The 24,440-nt window shown below is 45.6% G+C and carries 19 protein-coding genes and 5 pseudogenes; 19 read left to right on the top strand and 5 right to left on the bottom strand.

The annotated features are described in order from the left end of the window. Positions 1–631: 631 nt before the first annotated feature. Positions 632–1,081 carry an HU family DNA-binding protein gene (locus DXA15_RS19620; protein ID WP_128135162.1) on the top strand — a complete coding sequence of 150 codons (450 nt, stop codon included), beginning with the start codon at positions 632–634 and terminating at the stop codon, positions 1,079–1,081. An 18-nt stretch (positions 1,082–1,099) separates the two neighbouring features. After that, positions 1,100–1,568 (top strand): annotated as a pseudogene (locus DXA15_RS19615) (glucosaminidase domain-containing protein). Between the two features lie 129 nt (positions 1,569–1,697). Here DXA15_RS19615 and mgtE read toward each other — a convergent pair. Continuing rightward, a complete protein-coding gene (gene mgtE, locus DXA15_RS19610) occupies positions 1,698–3,044 on the bottom strand; it encodes a magnesium transporter (RefSeq protein ID WP_128135161.1) in 1,347 nt (448 codons plus the stop codon). A 26-nt stretch (positions 3,045–3,070) separates the two neighbouring features. After that, a complete protein-coding gene (gene rsmA, locus DXA15_RS19605; RefSeq protein ID WP_010800833.1) occupies positions 3,071–3,874 on the bottom strand; it encodes a 16S rRNA (adenine(1518)-N(6)/adenine(1519)-N(6))-dimethyltransferase RsmA in 804 nt (267 codons plus the stop codon). 96 nt (positions 3,875–3,970) lie between these two features. On the opposite strand from rsmA, the gene DXA15_RS19600 reads away from it, so the two are divergent. The 7 genes and pseudogenes from DXA15_RS19600 (at position 3,971) to ispF (ending at position 13,103) form a co-directional block, all read left to right on the top strand. Then, entirely contained in the window at positions 3,971–4,978 is a 1,008-nt protein-coding gene (locus DXA15_RS19600; protein WP_128135160.1) for a lysylphosphatidylglycerol synthase transmembrane domain-containing protein, read from the top strand. A 47-nt stretch (positions 4,979–5,025) separates the two neighbouring features. After that, a pseudogene (locus DXA15_RS19595) lies at positions 5,026–6,479 on the top strand (aminoacyl-histidine dipeptidase). A 145-nt stretch (positions 6,480–6,624) separates the two neighbouring features. Further along, entirely contained in the window at positions 6,625–7,275 is a 651-nt protein-coding gene (locus DXA15_RS19590) for a redox-sensing transcriptional repressor Rex (protein ID WP_046146104.1), read from the top strand. A 1-nt stretch (position 7,276) separates the two neighbouring features. Next, entirely contained in the window at positions 7,277–7,891 is a 615-nt protein-coding gene (locus DXA15_RS19585; RefSeq protein ID WP_128135159.1) for a fumarylacetoacetate hydrolase family protein, read from the top strand. A gap of 16 nt (positions 7,892–7,907) precedes the next feature. Further along, positions 7,908–11,303, top strand: a complete 3,396-nt coding sequence (gene porU, locus DXA15_RS19580) for a type IX secretion system sortase PorU (RefSeq protein ID WP_199676392.1) — start codon at positions 7,908–7,910, stop codon at positions 11,301–11,303. Positions 11,304–11,371: 68 nt separating this feature from the next. After that, positions 11,372–12,561, top strand: a pseudogene (gene porV / locus DXA15_RS19575) (type IX secretion system outer membrane channel protein PorV). A 30-nt stretch (positions 12,562–12,591) separates the two neighbouring features. Beyond that, positions 12,592–13,103: pseudogene (ispF, locus tag DXA15_RS19570) on the top strand (2-C-methyl-D-erythritol 2,4-cyclodiphosphate synthase). Here ispF and DXA15_RS19565 read toward each other — a convergent pair. After that, positions 13,045–14,955: a HAMP domain-containing sensor histidine kinase gene (locus DXA15_RS19565; protein WP_128135157.1), complete on the bottom strand. Its 1,911-nt coding sequence runs from the start codon at positions 14,953–14,955 to the stop codon at positions 13,045–13,047. The pseudogene ispF and the gene DXA15_RS19565 overlap by 59 nt on opposite strands. Positions 14,956–15,086: 131 nt before the next feature. Here DXA15_RS19565 and DXA15_RS19560 point away from each other — a divergent pair, with 131 nt between their 5' ends. The 5 genes from DXA15_RS19560 (at position 15,087) to DXA15_RS19540 (ending at position 20,923) form a co-directional block, all read left to right on the top strand. Continuing rightward, positions 15,087–15,431 carry a translation initiation factor gene (locus DXA15_RS19560; protein WP_046146108.1) on the top strand — a complete coding sequence of 115 codons (345 nt, stop codon included), beginning with the start codon at positions 15,087–15,089 and terminating at the stop codon, positions 15,429–15,431. A gap of 379 nt (positions 15,432–15,810) precedes the next feature. Next, on the top strand, positions 15,811–19,074 hold the full coding sequence (locus DXA15_RS19555) for an exodeoxyribonuclease V subunit beta (protein WP_128135156.1): 3,264 nt from the start codon (positions 15,811–15,813) through the stop codon (positions 19,072–19,074). Positions 19,075–19,203: 129 nt separating this feature from the next. Continuing rightward, positions 19,204–19,878: a phosphatidylserine decarboxylase family protein gene (locus tag DXA15_RS19550; RefSeq protein ID WP_009859954.1), complete on the top strand. Its 675-nt coding sequence runs from the start codon at positions 19,204–19,206 to the stop codon at positions 19,876–19,878. A 22-nt stretch (positions 19,879–19,900) separates the two neighbouring features. Further along, positions 19,901–20,596 carry a CDP-diacylglycerol--serine O-phosphatidyltransferase gene (pssA, locus tag DXA15_RS19545; RefSeq protein ID WP_009859953.1) on the top strand — a complete coding sequence of 232 codons (696 nt, stop codon included), beginning with the start codon at positions 19,901–19,903 and terminating at the stop codon, positions 20,594–20,596. Positions 20,597–20,653: 57 nt separating this feature from the next. Next, entirely contained in the window at positions 20,654–20,923 is a 270-nt protein-coding gene (locus tag DXA15_RS19540) for a DUF4834 family protein (RefSeq protein WP_009859952.1), read from the top strand. A 69-nt stretch (positions 20,924–20,992) separates the two neighbouring features. Here DXA15_RS19540 and DXA15_RS19535 read toward each other — a convergent pair whose 3' ends face one another. After that, positions 20,993–21,433 (bottom strand): nucleoside deaminase, encoded by a 441-nt coding sequence (locus DXA15_RS19535; protein ID WP_128135155.1) that lies wholly within the window; start codon positions 21,431–21,433, stop codon positions 20,993–20,995. Further along, positions 21,430–21,655: pseudogene (locus DXA15_RS25580) on the bottom strand (hypothetical protein). Before DXA15_RS25580 ends, DXA15_RS19535 begins: the two are co-directional and overlap by 4 nt. Before the next feature lie 68 nt (positions 21,656–21,723). On the opposite strand from DXA15_RS25580, the gene DXA15_RS19530 reads away from it, so the two are divergent. The 5 genes from DXA15_RS19530 to DXA15_RS27025 all read left to right on the top strand — a co-directional run bounded on the left by DXA15_RS19530 (position 21,724) and on the right by DXA15_RS27025 (position 24,140). Beyond that, a complete protein-coding gene (locus tag DXA15_RS19530) occupies positions 21,724–22,089 on the top strand; it encodes a YraN family protein (RefSeq protein ID WP_128135154.1) in 366 nt (121 codons plus the stop codon). A gap of 21 nt (positions 22,090–22,110) precedes the next feature. Next, positions 22,111–22,464, top strand: coding sequence for an MmcQ/YjbR family DNA-binding protein (locus tag DXA15_RS19525; protein WP_128135153.1), 354 nt, complete (start codon positions 22,111–22,113; stop codon positions 22,462–22,464). Continuing rightward, positions 22,457–23,209 (top strand): biotin--[acetyl-CoA-carboxylase] ligase, encoded by a 753-nt coding sequence (locus DXA15_RS19520; protein ID WP_128135152.1) that lies wholly within the window; start codon positions 22,457–22,459, stop codon positions 23,207–23,209. The genes DXA15_RS19525 and DXA15_RS19520 overlap by 8 nt, the downstream gene beginning before the upstream one ends. Positions 23,210–23,271: 62 nt before the next feature. Then, positions 23,272–23,688 carry an endonuclease/exonuclease/phosphatase family protein gene (locus DXA15_RS27030; RefSeq protein ID WP_233567459.1) on the top strand — a complete coding sequence of 139 codons (417 nt, stop codon included), beginning with the start codon at positions 23,272–23,274 and terminating at the stop codon, positions 23,686–23,688. 2 nt (positions 23,689–23,690) lie between these two features. Further along, on the top strand, positions 23,691–24,140 hold the full coding sequence (locus tag DXA15_RS27025) for an endonuclease/exonuclease/phosphatase family protein (RefSeq protein WP_233567458.1): 450 nt from the start codon (positions 23,691–23,693) through the stop codon (positions 24,138–24,140). Positions 24,141–24,440: the final 300 nt, after the last annotated feature.

Genomic DNA, 24,440 nt, shown 5'->3' with positions numbered 1-24,440 from the left:
TCAGACCGGGAAGAAAGTTTCCACGAGCAAGGAAAGGAAGGCCCAATTGTAAAAACTATACTCTAACTAATTACAAAAGAGCACTATGAACCTTAAATTGATGACATTGGGTTCTAACCCTGGGTTTATGAAAACCCGCTCTTGTCTTTCCGCCCTGTAAGGGCGGAACAAGCTAAATATCAACTCTTTTCGTCTTGTCGCACCCCTACAGGGTGCCTCAGAAAGAGAAGGATTCAAGGGAACCCGGGGTTAGAACCCTGGGCTAGTTTGTTACAGGCCTACAGCCTGAAGACACCGTCACTAACTGGCTCATCCTATAATTAGCAGATAGCTCAAATCTTTCTAAATTGGCATATTGCCACATTATTCCCTATGTTCCATCGCGAAGCCCGATTTTCAAATCTCAATAAAAAAAGGCTTCCAACCAGTGGAAACCTTCTTCGTGTTATTTTACTTAAAATAGATCTTTCAACAATCCTGCTCTTCGTGATGACGTGCTTCTTTGCGGTTCTACAATATTTATCGGAAATAAAATGTCGTTTCGTCACACCACGTCACCGCTGTCTACAAAGTGGGTAGCGCTTGCCGTATCTTTGATATGTAATTAATAATCAACTAAAAACAATAAAGTATGGCATTGCAGTTTCATTTGGTTCAAAGGAAGAACCTTAGTAAAAATGTAGAGGTAGGGAAAGAGAAACTCTACTATGCGCAGACCCGGGCGACGGGGACGTGTTCCTTCGATGAGTTGTGCGAAATTGTGGCAGAGAGTTCTACTGCTTCGAGCGGTGATGTGAAGGTGGTGATAGACCGTGTGATCAAATTCCTGCTCCTGTTCCTGGCCCGCGGGGAGGTGGTGCAGTGTGGCGAGCTGGGTACCTTCCAGTTGTTGCAGACCAGTTCGGGGAGTGTGACTACTGAGGAGTTCTCTTCGAATATGTTGTATCGCGCCCGCCTTCGCTTCCGTCCCGGTCCTAAGTTGCGTGAGTTGATCCTGACGGCTAAGAGCGAGCGTTTCAAGCTCGAAGAGTCGAAACCTGCCACACCAGGTGGTGGAAGTGATCGTCCTGAAATTGAATGATCTCTGTAACCTGTGTGTATGGATAAGTATTCATTTACCCGCAAGTACCTCCCCGCCGCACGTATGGCGGGTGAGTTGTACGGATTGAACCCGGTGGTGATCCTGGCTCAGTCTGCTATTGAAACCGGCTGGGGGGAGAGTTCCCTGGCTACCTGCTACAATAACTTTTTCGGACTGACGGGGTATGGTGTTGCCAATGCTTACTGGCATGGCGGCAAGACTGATCTGGATAAGCCGGACGGTCTGCTGTTTCGCCGTTACAACAGTCCTGAAAATAGTTTCCTGGATTTTGCCCGCCTGATAGCGACGGTTTATAAGCAGGCGGCAGCTGTAAGCAATCTCACGGGCGTATGCCCGTGAGATTGCTTACAGCAGGTATATCAGTGAAGTGAACGGGGATAACCGGGCGGCTTATTGCAAGATGCTGGAGAGCATTGCACAGTCGCTGGTTCCCATAGTGTATAATCTTAATAATGACAGCGTATGAGCGAGAAGACAAACAAGGTGAAAACGATCCTGCAATTTATTATGGATCTGCTGGGATTCCTGTTGGGAAGAAAGAAACAAGGATGATCCCCGTAAGGGCGGTTCGCGAACGCCCTTACCGAACCGTCCCTTATGTCAATGCCGAAGAGATGAACATATAAATCATCATCCCGATAATGTCGTTCGTGATGGTGATAAATGGTCCGGTAGCCAATGCCGGATCAATTTTCAGGCGGTCGAGCGTCATCGGAACAAGCGTACCGAAAATACTGGCGAACATAACGACGGCGAACAAGCTCAGGGAGACGGAAGCCGTTATCCCTTTGTCGCCCAGCATAAAGAAGTTATATATGAATACGACCAGACTGATGATGCTGGCATTGATCAACGAAACGATCCCTTCCTTCAATATCTGCGGAAGAATGTTATCCTGTTTCAATGAGTTGTTGGCCAGGCCCTGTACTACGATAGCGGACGACTGTATACCGACATTTCCTCCCGTTCCACCGATCAGAGGAATAAACAAAGCCATTTTGGGATTACTCGCCAGATTCCCTTCGAACCCCCCGAGGATAACAGAGTTTGCCAGTCCGCCGATCATACCGATCAGCAACCAGGGTAGGCGGGCGGCCGTCTGTGTAAATACATTATCCGAAGTTTCCACGTCCTGCGAGATACCGGATGCCAACTGGTAATCACGTTCGTGTTGTTCGCGGACTTCATCCATTACGTCGTCGATGGTGATGCGGCCGACCAGGCGACCGATACTGTCTATTACCGGTAAGGCTACCAGGTCGTATTTCTCAATCGTTTCGGCAACCTCTTCGATACTGTCGCTTTCGCGGACCGAGATCGGATCTTTCTTCATGACATGCTTGATCTTCGAGACGGACGGATTGGTGATCAGCCGCTGGAGGGGAAGTACGCCTTTCAGTCGTTCGTCGTCGTCTATGACATATACATAATAGATTTCGTCCATATCTTCCGCCTGCTTGCGCATTTCATCGATACATTGAGGCATACTCCAGTTCTCGTTGACCACGATCATTTCCGTACCCATCAAACCGCCGGCGGTATCTTCATCATATTTCAGCAGGTCGACGATGTCGCCGGCCTGTTCGACGTCTTCAATATGCGAAAGAATCTCTTCCTGTGTATCTTCGTCCAACTCACGCATCAGGTCTACCGCGTCGTCGGTTTCCATATTGTCGACGAAGCGTTTGGCGATCAGTTCGTTGGGTAGTTCTTTCAGTAATTTATGACGGTCCTCTTCATCCAGTTCCATCAGGACGTCGGCGGCCTTGTCGCCGTCCATCAGCAAATACAGATAGATTGCTTCCCCAAGATTCAACTCCTGGTATAGTTCGGCAATATCTGCCGGATATAAATCGTGAAGCAAAGCCTGTGCTTTGGCATCATCTTTTTCTGCGATGATACTTTTCAGGTTGTCGATATAGTCTTTCGTCAGTTCAATCATAGGTCATGTTGTTTGTAACCCCGTTTTTATTCCTTCTGTATAGTCCCTGTCTGCTTCAGCCACCGGTCCGCAATCAACGTCAGTTCGACGAACTGTTCAACCGAGAGCTGCTCGGGCCGTTTGTCGAAAACCGGCAGTGCGTAGTCCGGACAATCCTTTCCCAGCAGTGGTTTCATCGAGTTCCGGAGTGTCTTACGACGTTGGTTGAAAGAGGTCTTGACTACCGTTTTGAATAATTTCTCGTCGCATCCCAGTTCTTTCCGGTCGTTCCGTACCATGCGGATGACTGCACTTTTCACTTTTGGAGGCGGGTCGAATACGAATTCACTGACAGTAAAGAGATATTCTACCGTATACCAGGCTTGCAACAGGACGCTGAGGATACCGTAGGTCTTGCTGCCCGGTCCGGCTGCCAGACGTTCTGCCACTTCTTTCTGGATCATCCCCGAACAGCAGGGCACGTGTTCCTTAAAGTCGAGGACTTTAAAGAATATCTGGCTGGATATATTATAAGGATAATTCCCGATCACACAGAACTGGCCGGGGAAAAGTTTGGAAAGGTCCAGCCGCAGGAAATCTTCTGCCAGGATACGCCCTTCAAGCGCCGGAAAGTTTTGTTCCAGGTAATCTACCGATTCCATATCCAGTTCCACCACGGTCAGGTCATGGCCCGCTTCCAGCAGGTATTGGGTAAGCACTCCCATGCCGGGACCGATCTCCAGAACCGGTAAATCTTTGTAGTCCGACAACGTATCGGCAATACGCTGAGCGATTTGTAAATCCTTCAGGAAATGCTGTCCTAATGCTTTCTTTGGCTTAACTAATCTCATCCAGTTCTTTGGTGTAAAATGTTCGTATTAAAATATAATGCTTATCTTTGCGGGTGCACAAAAATACAACAAATAATTTAAAGTATCCTACGTAGAATGAATTTTAAGAGTATCCTACAAACGTTTGTCAAGATATTTTTACCCTTAGCTTTTGGCTGTTTGCTGCTTTGGTTTTTATATAGTCATATGGATGTCACCGAGATATGGCGTGTCATCCGTGAGGGGGTAAGATATGATATTATATTGGTTTCTTTACTGTTCGGTCTGTTTGCCAATGTGGTTCGCGGATTGCGTTGGGGGTTGTTGATCTCCTCATTGGGCGAGCGTTTTAAAATGAGTAATATCATTTATGCCGTGCTGGGAAACTATGCCGTGAATATGGTGCTGCCGCGTGTCGGTGAAGTCTGGCGTTGCGGTATTATCACCAAGTATGATAAGATCCCGTTTACCAAGTTGCTGGGAACCTTGCTGATCGACCGTGTGAGCGATACGATCGTAGTGGGATCGATTACTTTGTTGATTTTTATTTTCAATTTCGACTTCTTTGTCAGCTTCTTTGCGAAGAACCCCGCGCTGCTGGAAGGTTTCCAGAAAATGTTCGATTCGATATGGATTTACGTCGGTGCAGTAATTTTAGTGGTCGGAATTTGGTTTGTTTTCAAATATATGAGTAACTTTACGCTGGTGCAGAAAGCAAAGGCGTTGTTGCTGAATGTATGGGACGGAATGAAGAGCATCTGGCTGCTGAAGCAGAAAGGACGTTTCGTGGCACAGACATTGATGATATGGGGTGGCTATTTCTGTTATTTCTATATAACGTTCTATGCATTCGACTTTACCCGTGATCTGGGAATAACGGTCGGACTGATTGCTTTTACCATGAGTAGCATCGGGGTTGCCGTCCCTGTACAGGCGGGAATCGGTGCTTGGCATTTCATGGTGATCGCTACGCTGGTTTGCTTTGGTGTCAACGAAAATGATGCTGCCGCTTTTGCCCTGGTGGTTCATACGGTGCAGACGGCATGGACGGTGTTGTGCGGCCTGTTCGGCATTGTGGCTCTGCCACTTACGAACAAAGAGGCACCCGCCGTTGTTTCAGAATAGATACTATATGTATAAAATAAGAGTTTTTAAAATTAAACATTAAGTCTATGTCAGCAGAAATCAAGAATCTTTCCCCGCAGCATGTCTGGGGTTATTTCTATGACCTCACACAAATCCCCCGTCCGACAGGACACATGGAAGCAGTCACTCGTTTTGTAGAAGCTTTTGGAAAAGGATTGGGATTGGAAACTTTGCGGGATGGAGCAGGAAACGTTCTGATCCGTAAACCGGCCACTCCCGGAATGGAAGGCCGCAAAACAGTAATCCTGCAATCTCACCTGGATATGGTTCCCCAGAAAAATTCTTCTGTGAAACATGATTTTCTGACTGACCCGATTGATGCTTATATAGATGGCGACTGGGTAACAGCCCGTGAAACGACATTGGGTGCCGACAATGGTATCGGTGCTTCGTTGGCTATGGCGGTGCTTTCTGATACGACTATCAAGCACGGACCGATAGAAGCTCTTTTCACGATCGATGAAGAAGAGGGAATGGATGGCGCTTTCGGTTTGAAGCCCGGTTTCCTGAAAGGAGAAACATTGATTAACTGCGATTCGGAAGAAGAAGGTGAATTGTTTGTCGGTTGTGCCGGCGGTGCGGACCTGAATATTTCGATCCAGTTTAAAGAAGATACTTATATTCCTGAAGGGGATGTGGCTGTAAAGCTGAGCCTGACAGGATTGAAAGGCGGTCACTCAGGTGTGGATATCCATCTGGGACGTGCCAATGCCAATAAATTAATATTCCGTTTCCTGAAAGAGGCCGTTTGCGACTATGGAGCTCGTCTGTCGTCTATCGAAGGCGGTTCGTTGCGTAATGCGATTCCGCGTGAGGCATTTGCCGTTGTTACCATTCCCGGTGATAATGTAGAGGCTTTATGGGAGTTGGTAAGCGATTATCAGGATATGTTCCGGGAGGAATATAAAGGCATTGAGAATAATATCAGCTTTGTTGCCGATATGACTGATCTGCCCGGCACGCTGATTCCGGAAGAGATTCAGGATGATATTATCAATGCGATCGAAGGTTGCCAGAATGGTGTGATCAGTATGTTGAGTGATTTCCCGGGAACGGTGGAATCTTCTTCCAACCTGGCCATTGTCAAATCATCCAATGAATTGATTGAAATAAAGATATTGGTCCGCAGTTCATCGGAGAGCCGTAAGGCTCTGTTTGTTCAAGCCTGGAAAGTATATTTGCTTTGGCAGGAGCTAAGGTGGAATACGGCGGTTCTTATGGCGGATGGCAGCCGAACATCAATTCTCCGATTCTGAACGTAATGCAGCAGACATACGAGGAATTGTTTGGAAAGAAACCTTCGGTAAAGGTCATGCATGCCGGACTGGAATGCGGCATCATCCAGGAATCTTATCCTACAATGGATATGATTTCTATCGGTCCGGATCTGGAGCACCCGCACTCACCGGATGAAAGGGTGAATATCGCGACTGTGCAAAAAGTGTGGGACTTCATTGTCGCTACGCTGGAAAGAATTTAATAAAATATAGAAATAAAAAAAGGCAATCCTTTGAATGCAAAGTGATTGCCTTTTTTTTATAAGTTTGGAACAAAAAACTCATGCTTTTGCCTAGGATTAGGAACAAAATTGTACTTTTGTAGGCTACATTAATAATGTAAAGAAAATGGCTAATGATGACTTGAAACAAGCCTGGAAAATTCCGGAGCCGACACTTCGGAGATTGCCCTGGTATCTTGCTTTTCTGAAACTGATGAAAGGTAAGGGAGAGACGTTTGTATCATCTACCCAGATTGCTAAAGAAATTAATGTAGATCCTAGCCAGGTGGCGAAAGATCTTTCGTTTGTAAATATTTCGGGGAAAACCAGGGTAGGCTATGATATTTGTGCCCTTGTGGATGTGTTGGAGGATTTTTTAGGTTTTACCGCGCAGCACAAGGCCTTTTTATTTGGTGTTGGTAGCCTGGGAGCTGCTTTATTGCAGGACACCGGGTTGAATCAGTACGGTCTGGAGATCGTTGCCGGATTTGATGTCCGCAAGGAACTGGCCGGAACGGTTGTCAATGGCATTCCTGTATTTCATTTGGATGATTTTCCTGCTAAGCAAAAAGAATTCGGGGCGACGATCGGTGTTATTACCGTGCCTGTCGATAAAGCGCAGGAGGTGACCGAGCAGATCATTGCCGGGGGAATCAAAGCCTTATGGAATTTTACCCCGTTCCGTATCCGTGTCCCGGAACATATTGTAGTACAGAATACTTCCATGTATGCCCATCTGGCTGTCATGTTTAATCGCTTGAACTCAATTAATCACTGAAATGAAGATTATAGCAGTAGGAATGAATTATGCAGAACACAATAAAGAGCTGCATCATTCGTTAGAATTATCGGAGCCTACTATCTTTATGAAATCCGATTCCTCCCTGTTGAAGGATGGAAAACCGTTTTTCATTCCCGATTTTTCATCGGAGATACATTATGAAACGGAGATTGTCGTGAAGATAGACCGGCTGGGTAAGAACATCGCCGAACGTTTTGCACATCGTTACTATAATGAAGTAACAGTCGGTATCGATTTTACCGCCCGTGATCTGCAAAGAGAGTTGCGTGCGAAAGGATTGCCTTGGGAGATCAGTAAAGCATTTGATAATTCGGCTGTTATCGGGGCGTTTGTGCCATTGGACAGAGTTGGGGATATCAACAGTATCCCGTTCCATCTGGATATAAACGGTCAGAAAGTGCAGGAGGGAAATACCTCGGATATGCTTTTTCCGGTAGACAAGATTATCGCTTATGTGAGCCGTTTCTTTACCCTGAAGATAGGAGATTTGATTTTTACAGGTACGCCGGTGGGTGTAGGGCCGGTTAAGATCGATGATCATTTGCAGGGCTATATCGGCGAGCGGAAGCTTTTGGATTTCCACGTGAGATAACGGGAAATGAATGACTATGCTACGAATACTATATACATTAATAATAAGTATCTGCTTTTTTACTTCTGCCTGGGCGGATGGTAGCAAATATGCAGCCAGTTCCGCATTGTCGTCCGGCAAATGGGTGAAGGTACAGGTTGAAGACAGAGGATTTTATAAACTGACATATGCCGACCTGCGTGGAATGGGGTTCTCTGATCCTGCCAAGGTTTCCGTGCATGGGTATGGCGGTTGTATGTTAGATGAAGATTTCTCGAAACCTTATATAGACGATGTGCCCGCCGTGCCGGTCTGGCGTGGTGACGATTATTTGCTGTTCTATGGTTGCGGTGTTACCGACTGGACGTACGACAACAAGGAATTAAAAAGTTTTGTCCATACCAATAACCCTTATTCCAATTACGGTTATTACTTCCTGACGGATGCAACAGGTACAAAAGAAATGGAATCTGTGGCGTCTGCTGCCGGTGCATCTCTGAAAGTGACGACTTATGATGATTATCTTTTGCATGAAAAAGACCTTGTTTCCGTTAATAACTCAGGACGTGAACTTTTTGGGGAAGCGATGGATATGACTCTTTCAAGGGACTTCTCATTTAACGGTATAACCGGTATAACCAATGATGACGGTAAGGTCACGTTGCGCTTTATCGCCAAGCCGACAAGTGGTAACGGAAGTGTGACCATGAGCGTGGATGGAAACAAAGTGTTGGAAAGGAGTATCTCTTATAGCAGTACGGGTGGTAGTGAAACGTATACTATGGCACGTTCGGTATATGAGGTCGTGGATTGGAAGGGGGACAAAAGTACAAATGTAAAAGTAAATGTAAGATACGGACAGTTAGGGCATAAGAACGTACATCTGGACTTTATCCGTTTGCAGATGAAACGTGAACTGCAACCCTATGGCGCCTGTACTTTTTTCCGTAGCCTGGCTTCGGTAAATAACGCTTCCCGTTTCGTTATTCAGAATGCGAATGCGAATACGTTGGTCTTTGATGTGACCGATAAGCTGAACCCGAAACGGATGGAAACGGAATTGAGCGGAAGCGAATTGTCTTTCTCTATTCCGGCGGGAACGTTGAGGGAATTTGCCCTGGTGCAGCGAAACCAGACATTACCGTCCCCTGAAGTGATAGGTGATGTGACGAATCAGGATTTGCATGCTTTGCCGCAGACAGATATGGTTATTATCGCTCAGTCAGGTTTGGCTTCGCAGGCAGAACGTCTGGCCGAAGCACATCGTACCCGCGACGGGTTGACCGTTCAGGTCGTTTCTCCGGATGCGATTTATAATGAATTTTCCAGTGGAACCCCGGATGCGACAGCCTACCGTCGTTTTATGAAGATGTTTTATGACCGGCAGACTTTGGAGGCCGATGCTCCCAAATATCTGCTTCTTTTCGGTGACGGGGCGTTTGATAATCGCTTCATTACTTCAAGTTGGCAGAATGTGGCAAAGAACAATATGCTGCTGACTTATCAGACTGAGGAATCTTTGGATGATAAATCATATGTGGTAGATGACTATTTCGGTTTTCTGGATGACAGCAATAACGGAAAGGGGTTAGTGTCAGCCAGAGTGGATATCGGTATCGGACGTTTCCCTGTCCGGACATTGGCCGAGGCGACTAATATGGTGGATAAGGTTATCAACTATATGGATAATAAAGAGACCGGATCGTGGAAGAATAACGTCTGCTTTGTAGCAGATGACGGAAGTAATGCGGACGGTTACATGATACAGCATGCTCAACAGGCTGATGATCTGGGCGAATATATAAATTCCAGTCATCCGGAGTTCATGGTAAACAAGATTTATTTTGATTCTTATAAAAAGGACTTTTCCGGAGGTTTAAGTACCTATCCCGATGTAAAGACGAATCTTCAGAAACAGCTTAAGAACGGATTGTTGCTGATCAATTATACAGGTCATGGTAATACCGTATCCTGGAGTGATGAAAAGGTATTGACAGAAAGTGATATAACGAAATCAACTTATACCCGTCTGCCTGTGTGGATTACGGCGACTTGTGACTTCTGCCGTTTTGATGCTCCGGTTACTTCTGCCGGCGAGCAGGTGTTCCTGAATAAGGTAAGTGGTGGCATCGGTTTGTTTACTACGACTCGTGTGGCTTATTCCAGTCCTAACTTTTCTATTAATGACAACTTGATCCGTAACTTGTTCGAGAAAAAGAACGGACGCCGGCTAACGTTGGGTGAGGTGATGAAAGCAACCAAACGGGCATTGGGTTCCAGCCGCTATAAGTTGGGATTCGCTTTGATCGGCGACCCCGCATTAAAGCTGGCTTATCCGGAGTACCGGATGCGGGTGACTGCTATAAACGGGAATCCGGTAACGGACGAACCGGTCGATTTTAAAGCATTGCAGAAGATAACGGTGGAAGGTGAAGTGTTGGATCCGGGAGGAAATATTGCAACCGGCTTTAATGGTCTGCTCAACCCGACCGTTATGGACAGCCGCTTATCTTATGAGACATTGGATAATAATAAGACCGGAACGAAATTTAAATATACAGATTATTCGAATATACTTTTTATCGGCAATGATTCAGTTCGTGCCGGAAAGTTCAGTTTCACGTTTACTGTGCCGAAGGATATTTCTTATTCGAATGAGTTCGGTAAGATGAACCTCTACGCATCGGATGAGACAAATAATCTGGAGGCGCAGGGTGCTTATCTGAATTATCGGGTCGGGGGAACTGATGATAACGCGGAAGACGATCATGAGGGGCCCGAAGTCCGTGCTTTATACCTGAACGATTCGACATTCGTCAGTGGTGGCCAGGTCAATACAACCCCGTTCTTTGTGGCGCGTCTTTGGGATAAGAGTGGCGTGAATATAACGGGTAGCAGCATCGGTCATGATATGATGCTGATTATCGACGGTGATCCTTCGTTCAGCTTTAATCTGAACAGTTATTATGAACTGATTCCGGGAAGTGACGGAGAAGGGATCGCGAAATACCTGATCCCTGCCTTAACGCCGGGAATCCATACCGCAGAGTTTAAAGTCTGGGATATACAGAACAATTCGACGACATATGAATTTGAATTTGAGGTAGTCGAGGGATTGAAGCCTTATCTGTTGGAGTTGACGGCATCCCCCAGTCCGGCACGTGAACAGGTGGAGTTCCATTTGTTCCATAATCGTCCGGAAAGCCAGCTGACAGTCGGTATCATGGTGTACGATATGATGGGGCGTCTGCAATGGAAGCATCAGGAGACCGGCGCTTCCGAACTGTTCAAGTCCTATACGGTAACCTGGGATCTGACGAATAACCGGGGAGGACGCCTTCGTCCCGGGGTGTATATTTATCGTGCGGCGATCAGCTCGGGTGGCTCCAAAGAGGCAACAGACGCAAAGAAATTAATAATCCTCGCACAATAAAGTAATATAAAATCAGTTTATATGTTGGTAGGGTAAATTTTATTTACCGCGTTTTTAACAGATATAGTATGATAAAAGAATTAAGAATCAGTACATTTATAGTAGTATTCAGCCTTTTGGCTGTATTATCCGTGTGGGCTCAGAAGAAAAATACATTTGCTCCGGTTAATACTGCAGTGCCTTCGCTATCAATTGCACCTGATGCACGTGGTGGTGGTATGGGTGATAACGGGGCGTCGACTACTCCCGATATAAACTCTCAATATTGGAACCCTGCTAAATATGCGTTTATGTATAGTAAGGCAGGCGTTTCTTTATCATATACTCCCTGGTTGCGTAAGTTGGTCAATGATGTGGCTTTGGCGAATCTGTCCGGTTACTATAAAATCGGTGATAGCGATTTGCAGGCTGTCGGTGCTTCCTTGCGTTATTTCTCGTTGGGAGATGTACCTATAATCCGCTGACCGGCGAACAGACGGGTTATTCGGTAAGCCCTTATGAAATGGCTTTCGATGTAAGTTATAGCCGTAAATTGTCTGAATCTTTTTCGATGGCTGTGGCTATGCGTTATATCCGTTCGGATATGGGAACCGACCCGGCTGATGAAAGCCGCGTGCCCGGTAATGCCTTTGCTGCGGATATTGCGGGTTATCTGGAGAAATATGTGATCCTGGGTAACAGTGAATGTTTGTGGAGTTTCGGTTTCAATGTGTCTAATATTGGTACTAAAATCTCTTATGACGGGGGAGAACATAATGAATTTATTCCGACAACACTTCGTCTGGGTACCGGTTTGCTGTATCCGATCGATGATTATAACCGGATCGGTTTGTATCTGGATTTGAGTAAATATCTGGTTCCGAGTCTGCCTTATTTGCAGGAAGGGTATACGGATGAAGAGAAAGCCGAATACGATAAGAAAAAAGAAGATTATAATAATGTATCCGGTATCTCCGGTATCTTCAAATCTTTCGGTGACTCGCCTGACGGTTTCAAGGGTGAATTGCAGGAAGTAATGGTCTCGATCGGTGCCGAGTATAGCTATAACGAGCAGTTTTTCCTTCGTGGAGGTTATTTCTATGAGAATGCCAATAAGGGTAACCGCCAGTATTTCTCTGTCGGAGCCGGTTTCCGCATGAGTGTATTCCAGTTGGATGCAGCCTATCTGGTAAGTACCGTTCAGAGTAACCCGTTGGACCAGACACTTCGTTTCACACTGTCGTTTGATATGGACGGGATAAAGAACCTGTTCAGATAATTGAAGATTGAAAATTAAGAACTGAAAATTATGAAGATACGGGTTGGTTTCGGCTATGATGTGCATGCGTTTGTCGCTGACCGTGAGTTATGGTTAGGAGGGATTCGAATCGAACATTCAATGGGGTTGCAAGGGCATAGCGATGCGGATGTGTTGATACATGCCATTTGTGATGCTTTATTGGGGGCTGCCAATATGCGCGATATCGGTTATCATTTTCCTGATACGGCTGAAGAGTATGAAGGCATTGACAGTAAAGTTTTACTATATGAAACAATGGAGTTGCTTCGTGATGCCGGCTATACGTTAGGTAATATAGATGCAACGATAGCAGCTGAAAAACCGAAATTGAATCCGCATATCCCGCTGATGAAACAGACATTGGCTGAAGTGATGGGAGTAGATGCAGAGGATATATCCATCAAAGCGACTACCACAGAAAAGCTGGCTTCACCGGACGCCAGGAAGGAATTGCCGCTTATGCTACTGTCTTGATTCAGAAATGGCAATGTCTTTATGATGAACTTCGCAGGGGATGGTGAACCAGAAGGTACTTCCTTTCCCCTCTTCCGATTCGACTCCGATCTCTCCGTTCAGACGTTTTACAATTGTCAGGCAGATAGATAATCCCAGTCCTGTACCTTGTATGAAATTGTCGAATTTGGCAAAACGTTCGAACACGTGCGGAAGGTTTTCTTTGGAAATACCTTTGCCGGTGTCGGAAACATAAAAACGCAGGCCGCCTTCTATTTCTTCATATCCCATTCTTATAGTTCCTCTGAAAGTGAATTTGCAGGCATTGGTCAGAAAATTTGTTATGACCTGTGTCAGGCGTGTCTTTTCCGAGTAGATAAAACAGGGATATACGGGTGTTGAACATTCCAGTATTACTTCTTCTTTTGTCCGGCTTTTGAATGTCTGTGCCAGTGTGGTGAATAACGAAGAAATATTGATGTTGGAGAAGGTAAAATCCAATTGGCCGGCCTCTATCTTTGATAAATCCAGTATGTCGTTGACCAGTTGGAGCAATAGCTCGTTATTAGTTTCGATGATATTACAGAATTCGGCAGTGTCTTCCGGACTTTCCGAATGGGCGATCAGGTTGGAGAAGCCGACGATGGCATTGAGCGGAGTGCGTATTTCGTGGCTCATGTTTGCCAGAAACGCAGATTTCAGCCGGTTAGCCTCTTCCGCTTTTTCCTTTTCGCGACGTTCGTCTTCCTGTTTTAGCTTTTGGATATAAAGCCGGAAGCGCAGGACGGCAATTGTTGCCAGCAGGATAATGATTGCAAATGCACTGAACAGATGTATTTTATATTTCTGAAAGAATGTCGGTGGCTGCTGGTAATAAATGGCATTGGGTGGAAAGCGGGACGGTTCGATGCCGTGGTTGAGCAGATGCTGGTAATTGAGATAGGTGTGCGGCTCCCCTCCGATATGGGTTTGGATATCCCGGGCTGCGGTTCCTTGCCATATTAACCGGACGGTGGTAATAACAGATTCGCTGAAATCATTTTCCGAGATATAATGTCCACCGGCAAAATTGCCGGTCTCGATGTTCAGGTCTGCCAGAAGATAGACCGGTGGCAGGGAAAAACTGTTGGTCATCTTTTGCACGTTATCGATCAGGTAATGATTCTCTTTGGAGTTCTTGAAGACAAACCAGGAGTAATAGATGATGCCTGCTTTCTGGTCATATATACTTAAGCTGTCCAGCAGATTTTCGGTAGAGAGGGCTGGAGTGGACAACACTTCCAGTTTTAACTCGGGATAATTTGCCTGTATTGTTTTTGAAAGCTCCTGCTTGGTATATAAACTGATGTAGCGGTTGTCGCAAATAAAGATTATTTTTTTCAGTTCAGGCTGTAGCTTCTTTATTGTTTCAATGGTCTCTTTTACAAAAAGGGGCTGGATTAGTCTGGTTGTATTGTATCCTTTTATCTCATCTTCCGTAAGAGCCATATGTTCGATAGTTTCCAGGTCTCTTTTCAGTAAATATTCTATTTTTATCGGGACCAGTTCCTGCGAATGGCAGATGATGGAAGGTACATTTTTCCATTCATTATCAAAAAGGGGACGGCAGAGCAACCAGGCCGGATCGCCTATGCAAACAACGACTTTGGGAGGGGTGGGGTATTTATTACGTAATATTTCCAGTTTCTCATTTACATCTGTCGTATCTTTTATAGCAGGGATAGATAACTCCTCGCCAAGCACTGTTATATGTTCCTGGGAAAAAGTCTTATTGATTGCTTCGTAAATACCTTGCGTCCATACTTCGTTAAAGTTGATGGAATGAATAACTAAAATATAATCGTCCTTATCGTCCGGCAGGGCATACATGGAACGATCAATCAGTAGTATAAGGGATAATATGAAAAAAAGTCTTTTCATACGAACTAGTGTGATAATTAAAATAGTTATGAAAATCAGTCTGTTTCAAGCAAAGATATGTATTATTCTCCGTTCTTTTGCTTATCCCGCTGTTAATTTGTAGTTTTGAACCAAATAAAATGTAATGAATTATGAAGAATAATGACTGGAAAGACCGTTTGGGGGTGATGTATTCCACCAATCCGGATTTTCAATATAATACAGGGGATGAGGTAGAAGAAGATACACTTCCCAAAGAGAAACAACAATTGCGTATCTCGCTGGACAAGCGGAACCGGGGTGGTAAAGCCGTTACATTGGTGACCGGATTCCGTGGTACGACAGAGGATATGGAGGCTTTAGGTAAATTCCTGAAGGTAAAATGCGGGGTAGGCGGTTCCGCTAAGGACGGAGAAATCATCGTACAGGGAGATTTGCGTCAGAAAGTACTTGAAATCCTTCAAAAGGAAGGCTATGTAAAGAGCCGGATTATTTGAGGAGATTCAATATTTGTCAGGTTTGAATGTAGTGTCGTTGGTCGGGGCGATTCGCGAACCGCCCTTACGGTGTCAATGTAAGCCTGTAAGGCTTTAACAAACCAGCCCAGGGTTCTAACCCTGGGTTTATGAAAACCCGCTCCTGTCTTTCCGCCCTGTAGGGGCGGGACAAGATAAATATCAACCCTTTCAATCTTGTCGCCCCCCCCTACAGGGTGCCTCAGAAAGAGATGGATTCAAGGGGACCCAGGGTTAGAACCCTGGGCTAGTTTGTTACAGGTCTACAGCCTGAAGACACCGTCGCTAATTGGTTCAATTCAATAATTAGCAGATAGCTCAATTTTTTCAAATTTAAAACCTCTCATTAATAATTAAAACTATGCTGACTGTTTACAGAGCCTCGGCGGGAGCCGGAAAAACCCATAAGCTGACTGGTGAATATCTGACCTTGCTGTTTGGCGGGACGGGAGCCTATCGCCGTATCCTGGCGGTGACGTTTACCAATAAGGCTACCGATGAGATGAAAAGCCGTATTGTGGAGGAACTTTACAACCTCTCTTCCGGTCGTAAGTCTGATTATGTGGAATCTTTGCGGGCTACCTATGCGCTGACCGAAGAACAAGTCCGTAAACAGGCAAAAAAGATATTAACCGATATCCTGCACGATTATTCGGCATTCAATATCAGTACCATCGACCGTTTCTTCCAGCAGACTATGCGTGCTTTTACCCGTGAAATAGGTTTGCAGGGCGGCTATGGCATTGAAATGGACCAGGAGCTGGTGCTCACTTCAGCTGTCGATAACCTGCTGGCGGATCTTGAAAAGCCGGAAAGCAAGGAGCTGTTAGGTTGGCTACTTCGTTTCGCCGAAGATAAGATAGAGAATGGAGGCGAATGGAATCTCCGTAAAGATATCATGTCGTTGAGCCGTGAAGTTTTTAAGGAAAGCTACAAGGCTTCCAGTGAAGAAGTGGCTAAAGATATTGAGGATAAGGAAGCACTCGAAAACTATAAAAATGAATTGTTCGGTATTATCCGTTCGGTAGAAGCCGAAGCGAAACGATTGGGCGAGAGCGGTCTTGCCTTACTCAATAAGTATGCTATCCGTACAGCCGATTTTAAGGGAGGAAGCCGTTCTCCGCTTACCCTGCTGGACCGTCTGGCGAAAGGCGAGATGAAAGAGCCGACAGCCACCTTCATCGGTTTAGCCGATAATCTGGAAGGCTGTTTTACCAAAACAACCCCGATAGGGATGCGCCAGGTCATCGGTTGTGTTTTTGAAGACGGGTTGAATGATTGTATCAAACGTATCATCGCCCTGTTCTCTAATCTGACCGCTTATAATACGGCCCGTGAAATCGTTCGTTATTATTATACGCTGGGTATCCTGACCGACGTTTCCCGCCAGATAGCCTCCTATCGGGAGGAAAAGAATGTCATGCTGATCGCCGATACGACCGAGCTGCTGAATAAAGTGATCGGAGGCAGCGATGCCCCGTTCATCTACGAAAAGACCGGTACGCACGTCGATCATTATATGATTGATGAATTTCAGGACACCAGCGGTATGCAATGGAATAACTTCCGTCCGCTGATCGAAGAAAGCCTGGCACACGACCGGGCCAATCTGATTGTGGGAGACGTAAAACAAAGTATCTACCGCTTCCGCAACTCCGACTGGAAATTGCTGGATGAACAGGTGCAAGCCGATTTCTCGCAGGAAGAAGTACAGGAAGAAACATTGAAGGAAAACTGGCGCAGTTGCCGGAATATCGTTGAATTTAATAATACGTTTTTTACCGCTATCCCCGGTGTCTTGCAAAGCGTATATAACGAAAGCCTGCTGACCTCTTCGCTGAGTGAAGAACAGCGTGCCGCCTATCTGACAAAGATCATGTCGGCTTATACGAAAAGTTATCAACAGGTTCCGCCGCCGTTCAAACAGAAAGACGGCCATGTCAAAATAGAATTTCTTGCCGGTGATGAAGATAAAGACTGGAAAGAAGAGGCCCTGGACCGTTTGCCCGGTGTGGTGGAACAATTACAGGATAACGGTTATGCCCTGAAGGATATCGCCATTTTGGTCCGTACCAATATGGAAGGGGCGATGGTGGCTGAAAAGCTGCTTTCCTATAAGGAGGCAAACCCTTCCGACCGTTATCATTACGACATAATCTCCGACGACGCCCTGTTTGTCAGCGGATCGCCGGCTGTTCGTTTTATGGTTGCCCTGTTACGGTATCTGAGAAATCCGGAAGATAAAATCAATGAACAGACAGCCTTGTACTCTTACCGGATTTTACAGGGAGCGACGAAAGACGAGAATCTTCCGGAAGCATATTCCGTAGCCGTTTCCGACCTGGCTTTTCCGCCGGAGATTGCATCGGAGTTGCAGGCACTTTCCCGCCAGTCACTGTATGAAATATCAGAAGGACTTTTCCGTCTTTTCTCCGGAGAATTTCAGAATAACGAACAGGTCTTCGTTCAGGCGTTTCTCGATATGGTATCGGAGTATACCCAAAAAGAAAGTGCCGATCTGACCCGCTTCCTGAAGTGGTGGGATGAGACGGGATACCGTAAAACAATCGCTACCCCGGATGCGCAGAATGCCATCCGTATCCTTACCGTCCATAAGTCGAAAGGACTCGGATTCAAAGTCGTTATTATCCCGTTCGGTGACTGGGAGATAGACCATAAGCCCAGCAAACCGGTTATCCTGTGGTGCAAACCGGAAACTAAACCGTTCAACCGGCTGCATCTGGTTCCTGTCCGCTACAGCCAGTCGTTGGGGAATACCATTTTTGCGGAAGACTATTTCCGTGAGCGGTTGCATGCTTTTATTGATAATCTGAATACATTATATGTCGCTTTCACCCGCTCCAAAGATGAACTGATCGTCTTTGCTCCCCGTCCGAAAAAGATAAAGGAAGAGACCGGCGAAGTTGAAAAGATCTCTTCCATGGCCGATGCTTTATGGGCTGGCTTGTATCTGGAGGTGAAGGATACCCGGGAAGGAGACACGCTTGTTTCATTGCCTTCTTCTTTTGATACGAAAGAAGGGATCTTTGAACTGGGTAGTTGGTGGCATCCCGCAGCAGCAAAGCAGGATGGACACAGTCCCGAGGAGATCGCGATGGCTCGTATCAACTCTATTTCCCCCGACGACCGTTTACAGCTTCGTCTGCATGGCAAAGGCTTTTTCTTTGATAATGCCCGCCGTAAACACGGTGCCCTGATGCACGAGGTGCTCAGTCAGATACGGACACAAAAAGATATCCCCGCAGCCGTCGAAAGCTATCGTTTGGCCGGTGTCATCAATAAGGATGAAGCAGAGTCGTTGATTGTCCGGCTGGAAGAATTGCTGGAAATGCCGGAAGTGCATCCTTGGTATGACGGGACGGCCCGTGTGCTGAATGAAGTCGATATCCTTTTCGGAAAAGGACTGTCCAAACGTCCCGACCGGGTCATGATATCGGAAGATAAAGTCGTGGTGATCGACTATAAATTCGGTGAAATTCAGGATAAGAGATATCATAACCAGGTGAAGAATTATATGAAACTGATCCGGCAGATGGGATATGAAAAAGTAGAGGGTTACCTGTGGTATGTGGAACTGGGAACTATCGAATCTGTAGACAGTTGATGACTCCCGGTTGACAGTCCGGCTTCGCATCTGTCCGCAGTCAACTGATTTGTCATCTTATTTGTTTTGTTATTCCGTAAAAATGAATACTTTTGCAAATTGTAATAAAAACGCAGTTTAAGAAGAAGGATGAAAGTACATAAAGAAGGAACAGGCCTGCTACTTACGTTATTTACGGTTTTATTTGTCGTAAATGTCGCATTATACCATACCGTAGGTAAGGGAGTGCTGTTCTATTCTGTTGCGACAGTTTCGACTATTCTTTTCCTGCTGATCCTGAATTTCTTCCGCAGTCCGTTTCGTCGTTTCCCTTACGACTCTGAAGGTCTGGTGATTGCACCGGCCGACGGTACGATCGTAGCGATCGAGGAAGTGATGGAAAACGAGATCCTTCACCGGAAATGTTTGCAGATATCTATCTTTATGTCTGTGTTTAACGTACATGCCAACTGGTTTCCGGTAAACGGCACCGTGAAACATGTCTCTCATAATAACGGACGGTTCATGGCGGCCTATTTGCCGAAGAGCAGTACCGAGAACGAACGTTCGGCCGTTGTTATCACAACCAAGAATGGGGTGGATGTACTGGCACGCCAGATTGCGGGAGCACTTGCCCGGCGTATTGTTACGTATGCCAAGGTTGGAGAAAAATGTCACGTGGATGAACAGATGGGTTTTATCAAATTCGGGTCGCGTGTAGATGTTTATTTGCCGGTGGGAACCGAAGTCTTGATTGAGATGGATCAGAAGGTGACCGGTAACCAGACACCGATTGCACGGTTAAGCAAATGCCCGTGCGAATAGAATCCGGAAAATATACGAAATAATGAATATAAGAAAGCATATTCCCAATACAATCACTTGTTTGAGTCTTGTATCAGGATGCATCGCCACTGTGATGGCTTTGCAGGATAATTATTTGTGGGCTGCCATATGGATCATCATTGCTGCCGTGTTCGATTTTCTCGACGGCTTTGCCGCCCGTTTGCTGAAGGCTTATTCTCCGATGGGAAAAGAGTTGGACTCATTGTCGGATATGGTGAGTTTCGGAGTGGCACCCGGTATGATCGTATTCTCGATGTTGGGACAGGCAAGCCTCCCTTTAGGCGAGATAGGACGTTATATTCCTTATCTGGCTTTCGTGATTCCTGCTTTCTCCGGTTTGCGTCTTGCCAAATTCAATATTGATGAGCGGCAGACAACTTCATTTATCGGTATGCCGGTTCCGGCACATGCGTTATTCTGGGCTTCGGTCGGATATTCATTGTCCCCTTTGAGCCAGGCGAATAATGTCTTATTTATTGTGGTTACGCTGGTGGTGGCGTTGGCTACCTCCTTATTGCTTGTGTCTGAGATCCCTATGTTCTCGTTAAAGATCAAGTCGGTTGCATGGAAAGGTAATGAAAGACGCTATATATTAGTGGGTTGCGCAGTCCTGTTCGTTGCCTTTTTCGGTATGCTTGGTATAGCGGGAACAATTCTTCTCTATATCCTCTTGTCTATTTTTAACAAAAGACAATAAACAAGAGGTCTGGTCTATGTGTTTCTCTTATAAACCAACTAAGTAACGAATAATATTATGTTTAAGTTTTTGTTTGTAATGTTTTTCTTCTTCATCCTGTTAGTATTCCTGATGGGTTTCTCTATCCTGCGTACATTTAAGAATATGTTGTTTGGTAGCGGAAGCAGCAATGCAAAGAAAGGGGAACAGCGTCGTCAGACAAGTAGTTACTCCGGTGGACAACGTCAGTCGCATAATACCGCTGAGGAAGATTATGCGGCCGCCAATCGCAAGAAGATCTTTACTAAGGACGAAGGCGAATATGTCGATTTCGAAGAAGTAAAATAAGTATATACAATTTATTCAGGAACAGATTACACGGTTATGAAAGCCACGTAATTTGTGCCTGATTTGTTCTTATCTGCGTGATTTAAAGAATTTCTGCATCTCTTCCGCACACTCTTTCTCCATTACTCCCTTTTTTACTATCGCTTTGGGATGGAAAGCCTTCGGCGCATATTGCTGAAAGCCTCTTTTCTCGTCGCTTGCCCCATATACGATGGTGCTGAGTTGGGACCATCCGATGGCTCCGGCACACATGATACAGGGTTCTACCGTTACATAAAGACTGCAATTAGTCAGATACTTGGCACCCAGTACGCCTACGGCTGCCGTAATGGCCAACATCTCCGCATGGGCGGTCGGGTCGTTCAGCCGCTCCGTCTGATTATGGGCTCGGGCAATAATCTGATTGTTACATACAACAACGGCCCCTACGGGCACTTCTCTTTCGTCGGCGGCAGCACGTGCCTCCACCAACGCCTGTTTCATAAAATATTCGTCGTTAAATGGATTCATCTTCTCATTTCTGTTTCCTTGAAGAGGGTAGGATAATCCTCCTCCAGTGTCTTGAGTATATGTGAAAGGATTGTTTCCCGGTACCAGCGGGATTTGTTTTCGATATTATATCTGGCAAGATAGCGGTCGACAGCCTTCTGCTCTTCATCGTTGAGCATAAAAGTAACCTTATGCACTCGGGCGATTGGGTTGGGGTGGTGAATATTTCCGTTTTAATGCCATATTGTGCAAATGTACAAGTGAAAGCCCAAATAAAAAAGAAAAACAGTATATTTGTGCAAATTAATAAGATGGCTGAACAAAACGATTTAGGCAGGGATGGTGAAGCAAGGGCACGCGATTATCTGATCCGTCAGGGCTACACGATTTTGCATACCAACTGGAGATGGCATCATTACGAACTGGATATTGTTGCCGTCCAGGAGGAGGAACTGGTTGTCGTAGAGGTGAAAACCCGCTCGGAAGATTATCTCCTTTCGCCCGAAGAAGCTGTCGATAACAAAAAGATCAGGCGTATTGTAGCGGCGGCAGATGCCTATGTCCGTTATTTTAACCTGGATTTGCCGGTCCGTTTCGACATCATCACCTTGGTGAAAGGGAAAGATGGTTTCCGGATCGAGCATATAGACGATGCTTTCTACGCCCCGTCCCGATAAAAAAGAAAACAGAGAAAACGTATGAATATAGAAGAAGCCCGTGAATATTGTTTGTCGTTGAAAAACGCTACCGAGTGTTTTCCTTTCGATGATGTCTCGCTCGTCTTTAAAGTGGAGAACAAAATGTATGCCCTTTTGCCCCTGGACGCAGAGGAGCCGTATATAGCCTTGAAATGTAATCCCGACTATACGGAAGAATTGCGCGACCGTTATGCGGCAGTCGAGGGAGCTTATCATTTTAATAAGAAATACTGGAACGGGGTTTATCTGGAACGCGACATGTCCGACGACGATATCCGCCACTGGATTCGTCATTCCTATCGTGAGGTGATAGCCAAACTACCGAAGAAAATAAGAGAAGCATACGATGAATGAAGAAAATGAACAGCCGCGTATTATCCGGCTCGAAGAAACAACCTCTACAAATAATTATCTCCGCGGACTGGTAGGAAAAGAACCCTTACCGGAAGGGAGTATCGTTGTTACAGAATACCAGACAGCCGGACGGGGTCAGGTCGGTAACACCTGGGAGTCGGAACCGGGAAAGAATCTGATGTTTAGCGTTATCCTGTATCCGGATTTTCTTCCGGCTAACCGTCAGTTCCTGATCTCTCAGATAGCCGCACTGAGCGTAAAGGAAACGCTTGATGCTTATGTGGACGGTATAACGGTGAAGTGGCCGAACGACATTTACTGGCGCGACAAGAAGATATGCGGCATGCTGATCGAGAACGACTTGACAGGGCATTCCCTGTATTGTTCCGTGATAGGTATCGGTATTAATATAAACCAGCGGGAGTTTCTGAGTGATGCTTTGAACCCTATTTCACTGGTACAGATAACGGGTCGGGAATATGACCGGGAGGAAATCCTGAACAGTTTCCTGAAACGTCTTTACGACCGCTACCTCGGTCTGCTTCAGGAAAAGGAGGAAGAGATTCGGAGTGCTTATATGGCAGCCTTGTATCGTGGTAACGGTTTCCATCCTTATCAAGATGAACAAGGCGTCTTCCAGGCTTGTATCCAGGGAATAGAACCCACAGGACACCTGATTCTGAAAACGGATAACGGAGAAGTGAGGCGCTATGCATTCAAGGAAGTGTCGGTGGTAAACACTTAAAAATAGCACTTTGGGGGCACTTCTCTAAATAACATAGTATTAATCTAATATCAGAAATAACAATGAAGCAGTTATCTAATAACAAATGTATTCTCTTCCTTTTTGCATTATTCTTTATTTCCGGTCTGAATGCTCAGACTTCAAGTACCTATGAACGTGACTGGCGCACCGACCGTCAAAAGATAAAGATCATCTCCTACAACATCATGGATGGTTTCAGCAACGGTTCGGATAAGGATCGTATCGCCCGTTTTACCGCCTGGGTCAAAGAACAATCCCCCGATGTACTGGCCTTGAACGAACTTTGTGGCTTCACCGAGGCGAAACTGAAAGAACTGGCAGCTTCTTATGGTCACCCTTATGCCGCAATCGTAAAGGAAAACGGCTATCCGGTCGGGCTCACTTCGAAAACGCCTATCAAGGTTGTCGACAGAAAGATTGATGGTTACGGCCATGGCTGTTACATTGCAAAGTCCTGAATATGGATTTCCTGGTGACGCATTTGAATCCTCATGATCGGTTAAAACGCAAAAAGGAAGCCGATAATATTATCGATTACATCAATAAAAATCAGTTAACCAATTGCCTGTTGATGGGTGATATGAATGCCCATTCTCCTTTCGATGCCTCATGGACGGATGAACATCTGAAGAATTATGCTGTGATTTCTACTTTTATGGCAGCTTCGTTGCATGACATTTGTTATATGTTCACTCCTGATAACCAACGTTATTCTTACCCTACCCGTATATTAACCAGTTCACCGAAAGGAGAGGCGCTGCGCCGTCAGCAGGAGCGAATCGATTTCATATTTGTAACCGACAACCTGCGTCCTGATTGCGTAGATGCACAGATTTATAACGGTCCGGACAACGATTATCTTTCCGATCATTACCCGATAGGGATCAGTATGTTCATACCCAAAGAGTAGTTACAAATAAAGTTTCTTGAGATGTGGTGTCACTCGCTATACTTCGGATGCTTATGTCGTTATAAAAGAGTGAATTATGATGGTGATGCTGAGGTGTTATTCAGCGTCACCATTGTTATCTTATAGCGCCGCTTATCGTTCCTTTGAAGCTTAAATTCCCACACTATTATGTTTAAGGATGTAGTATAGTATTAATAGTCCGTTAAAAATTCAACATATCGGCTAAGCGGCTTCTGCCACTATGCCAAAGAGTTCTTTGATAAGTTTAGTATTAAAAGTTCTGTTCGGTTTCAGACCGGA

This window comes from Parabacteroides sp. AM58-2XD (assembly GCF_003463685.1).
GTDB classification, from domain to species: Bacteria; Bacteroidota; Bacteroidia; order Bacteroidales; family Tannerellaceae; genus Parabacteroides; species Parabacteroides segnis.
This window is presented reverse-complemented; position numbering and strand designations above follow the sequence as displayed.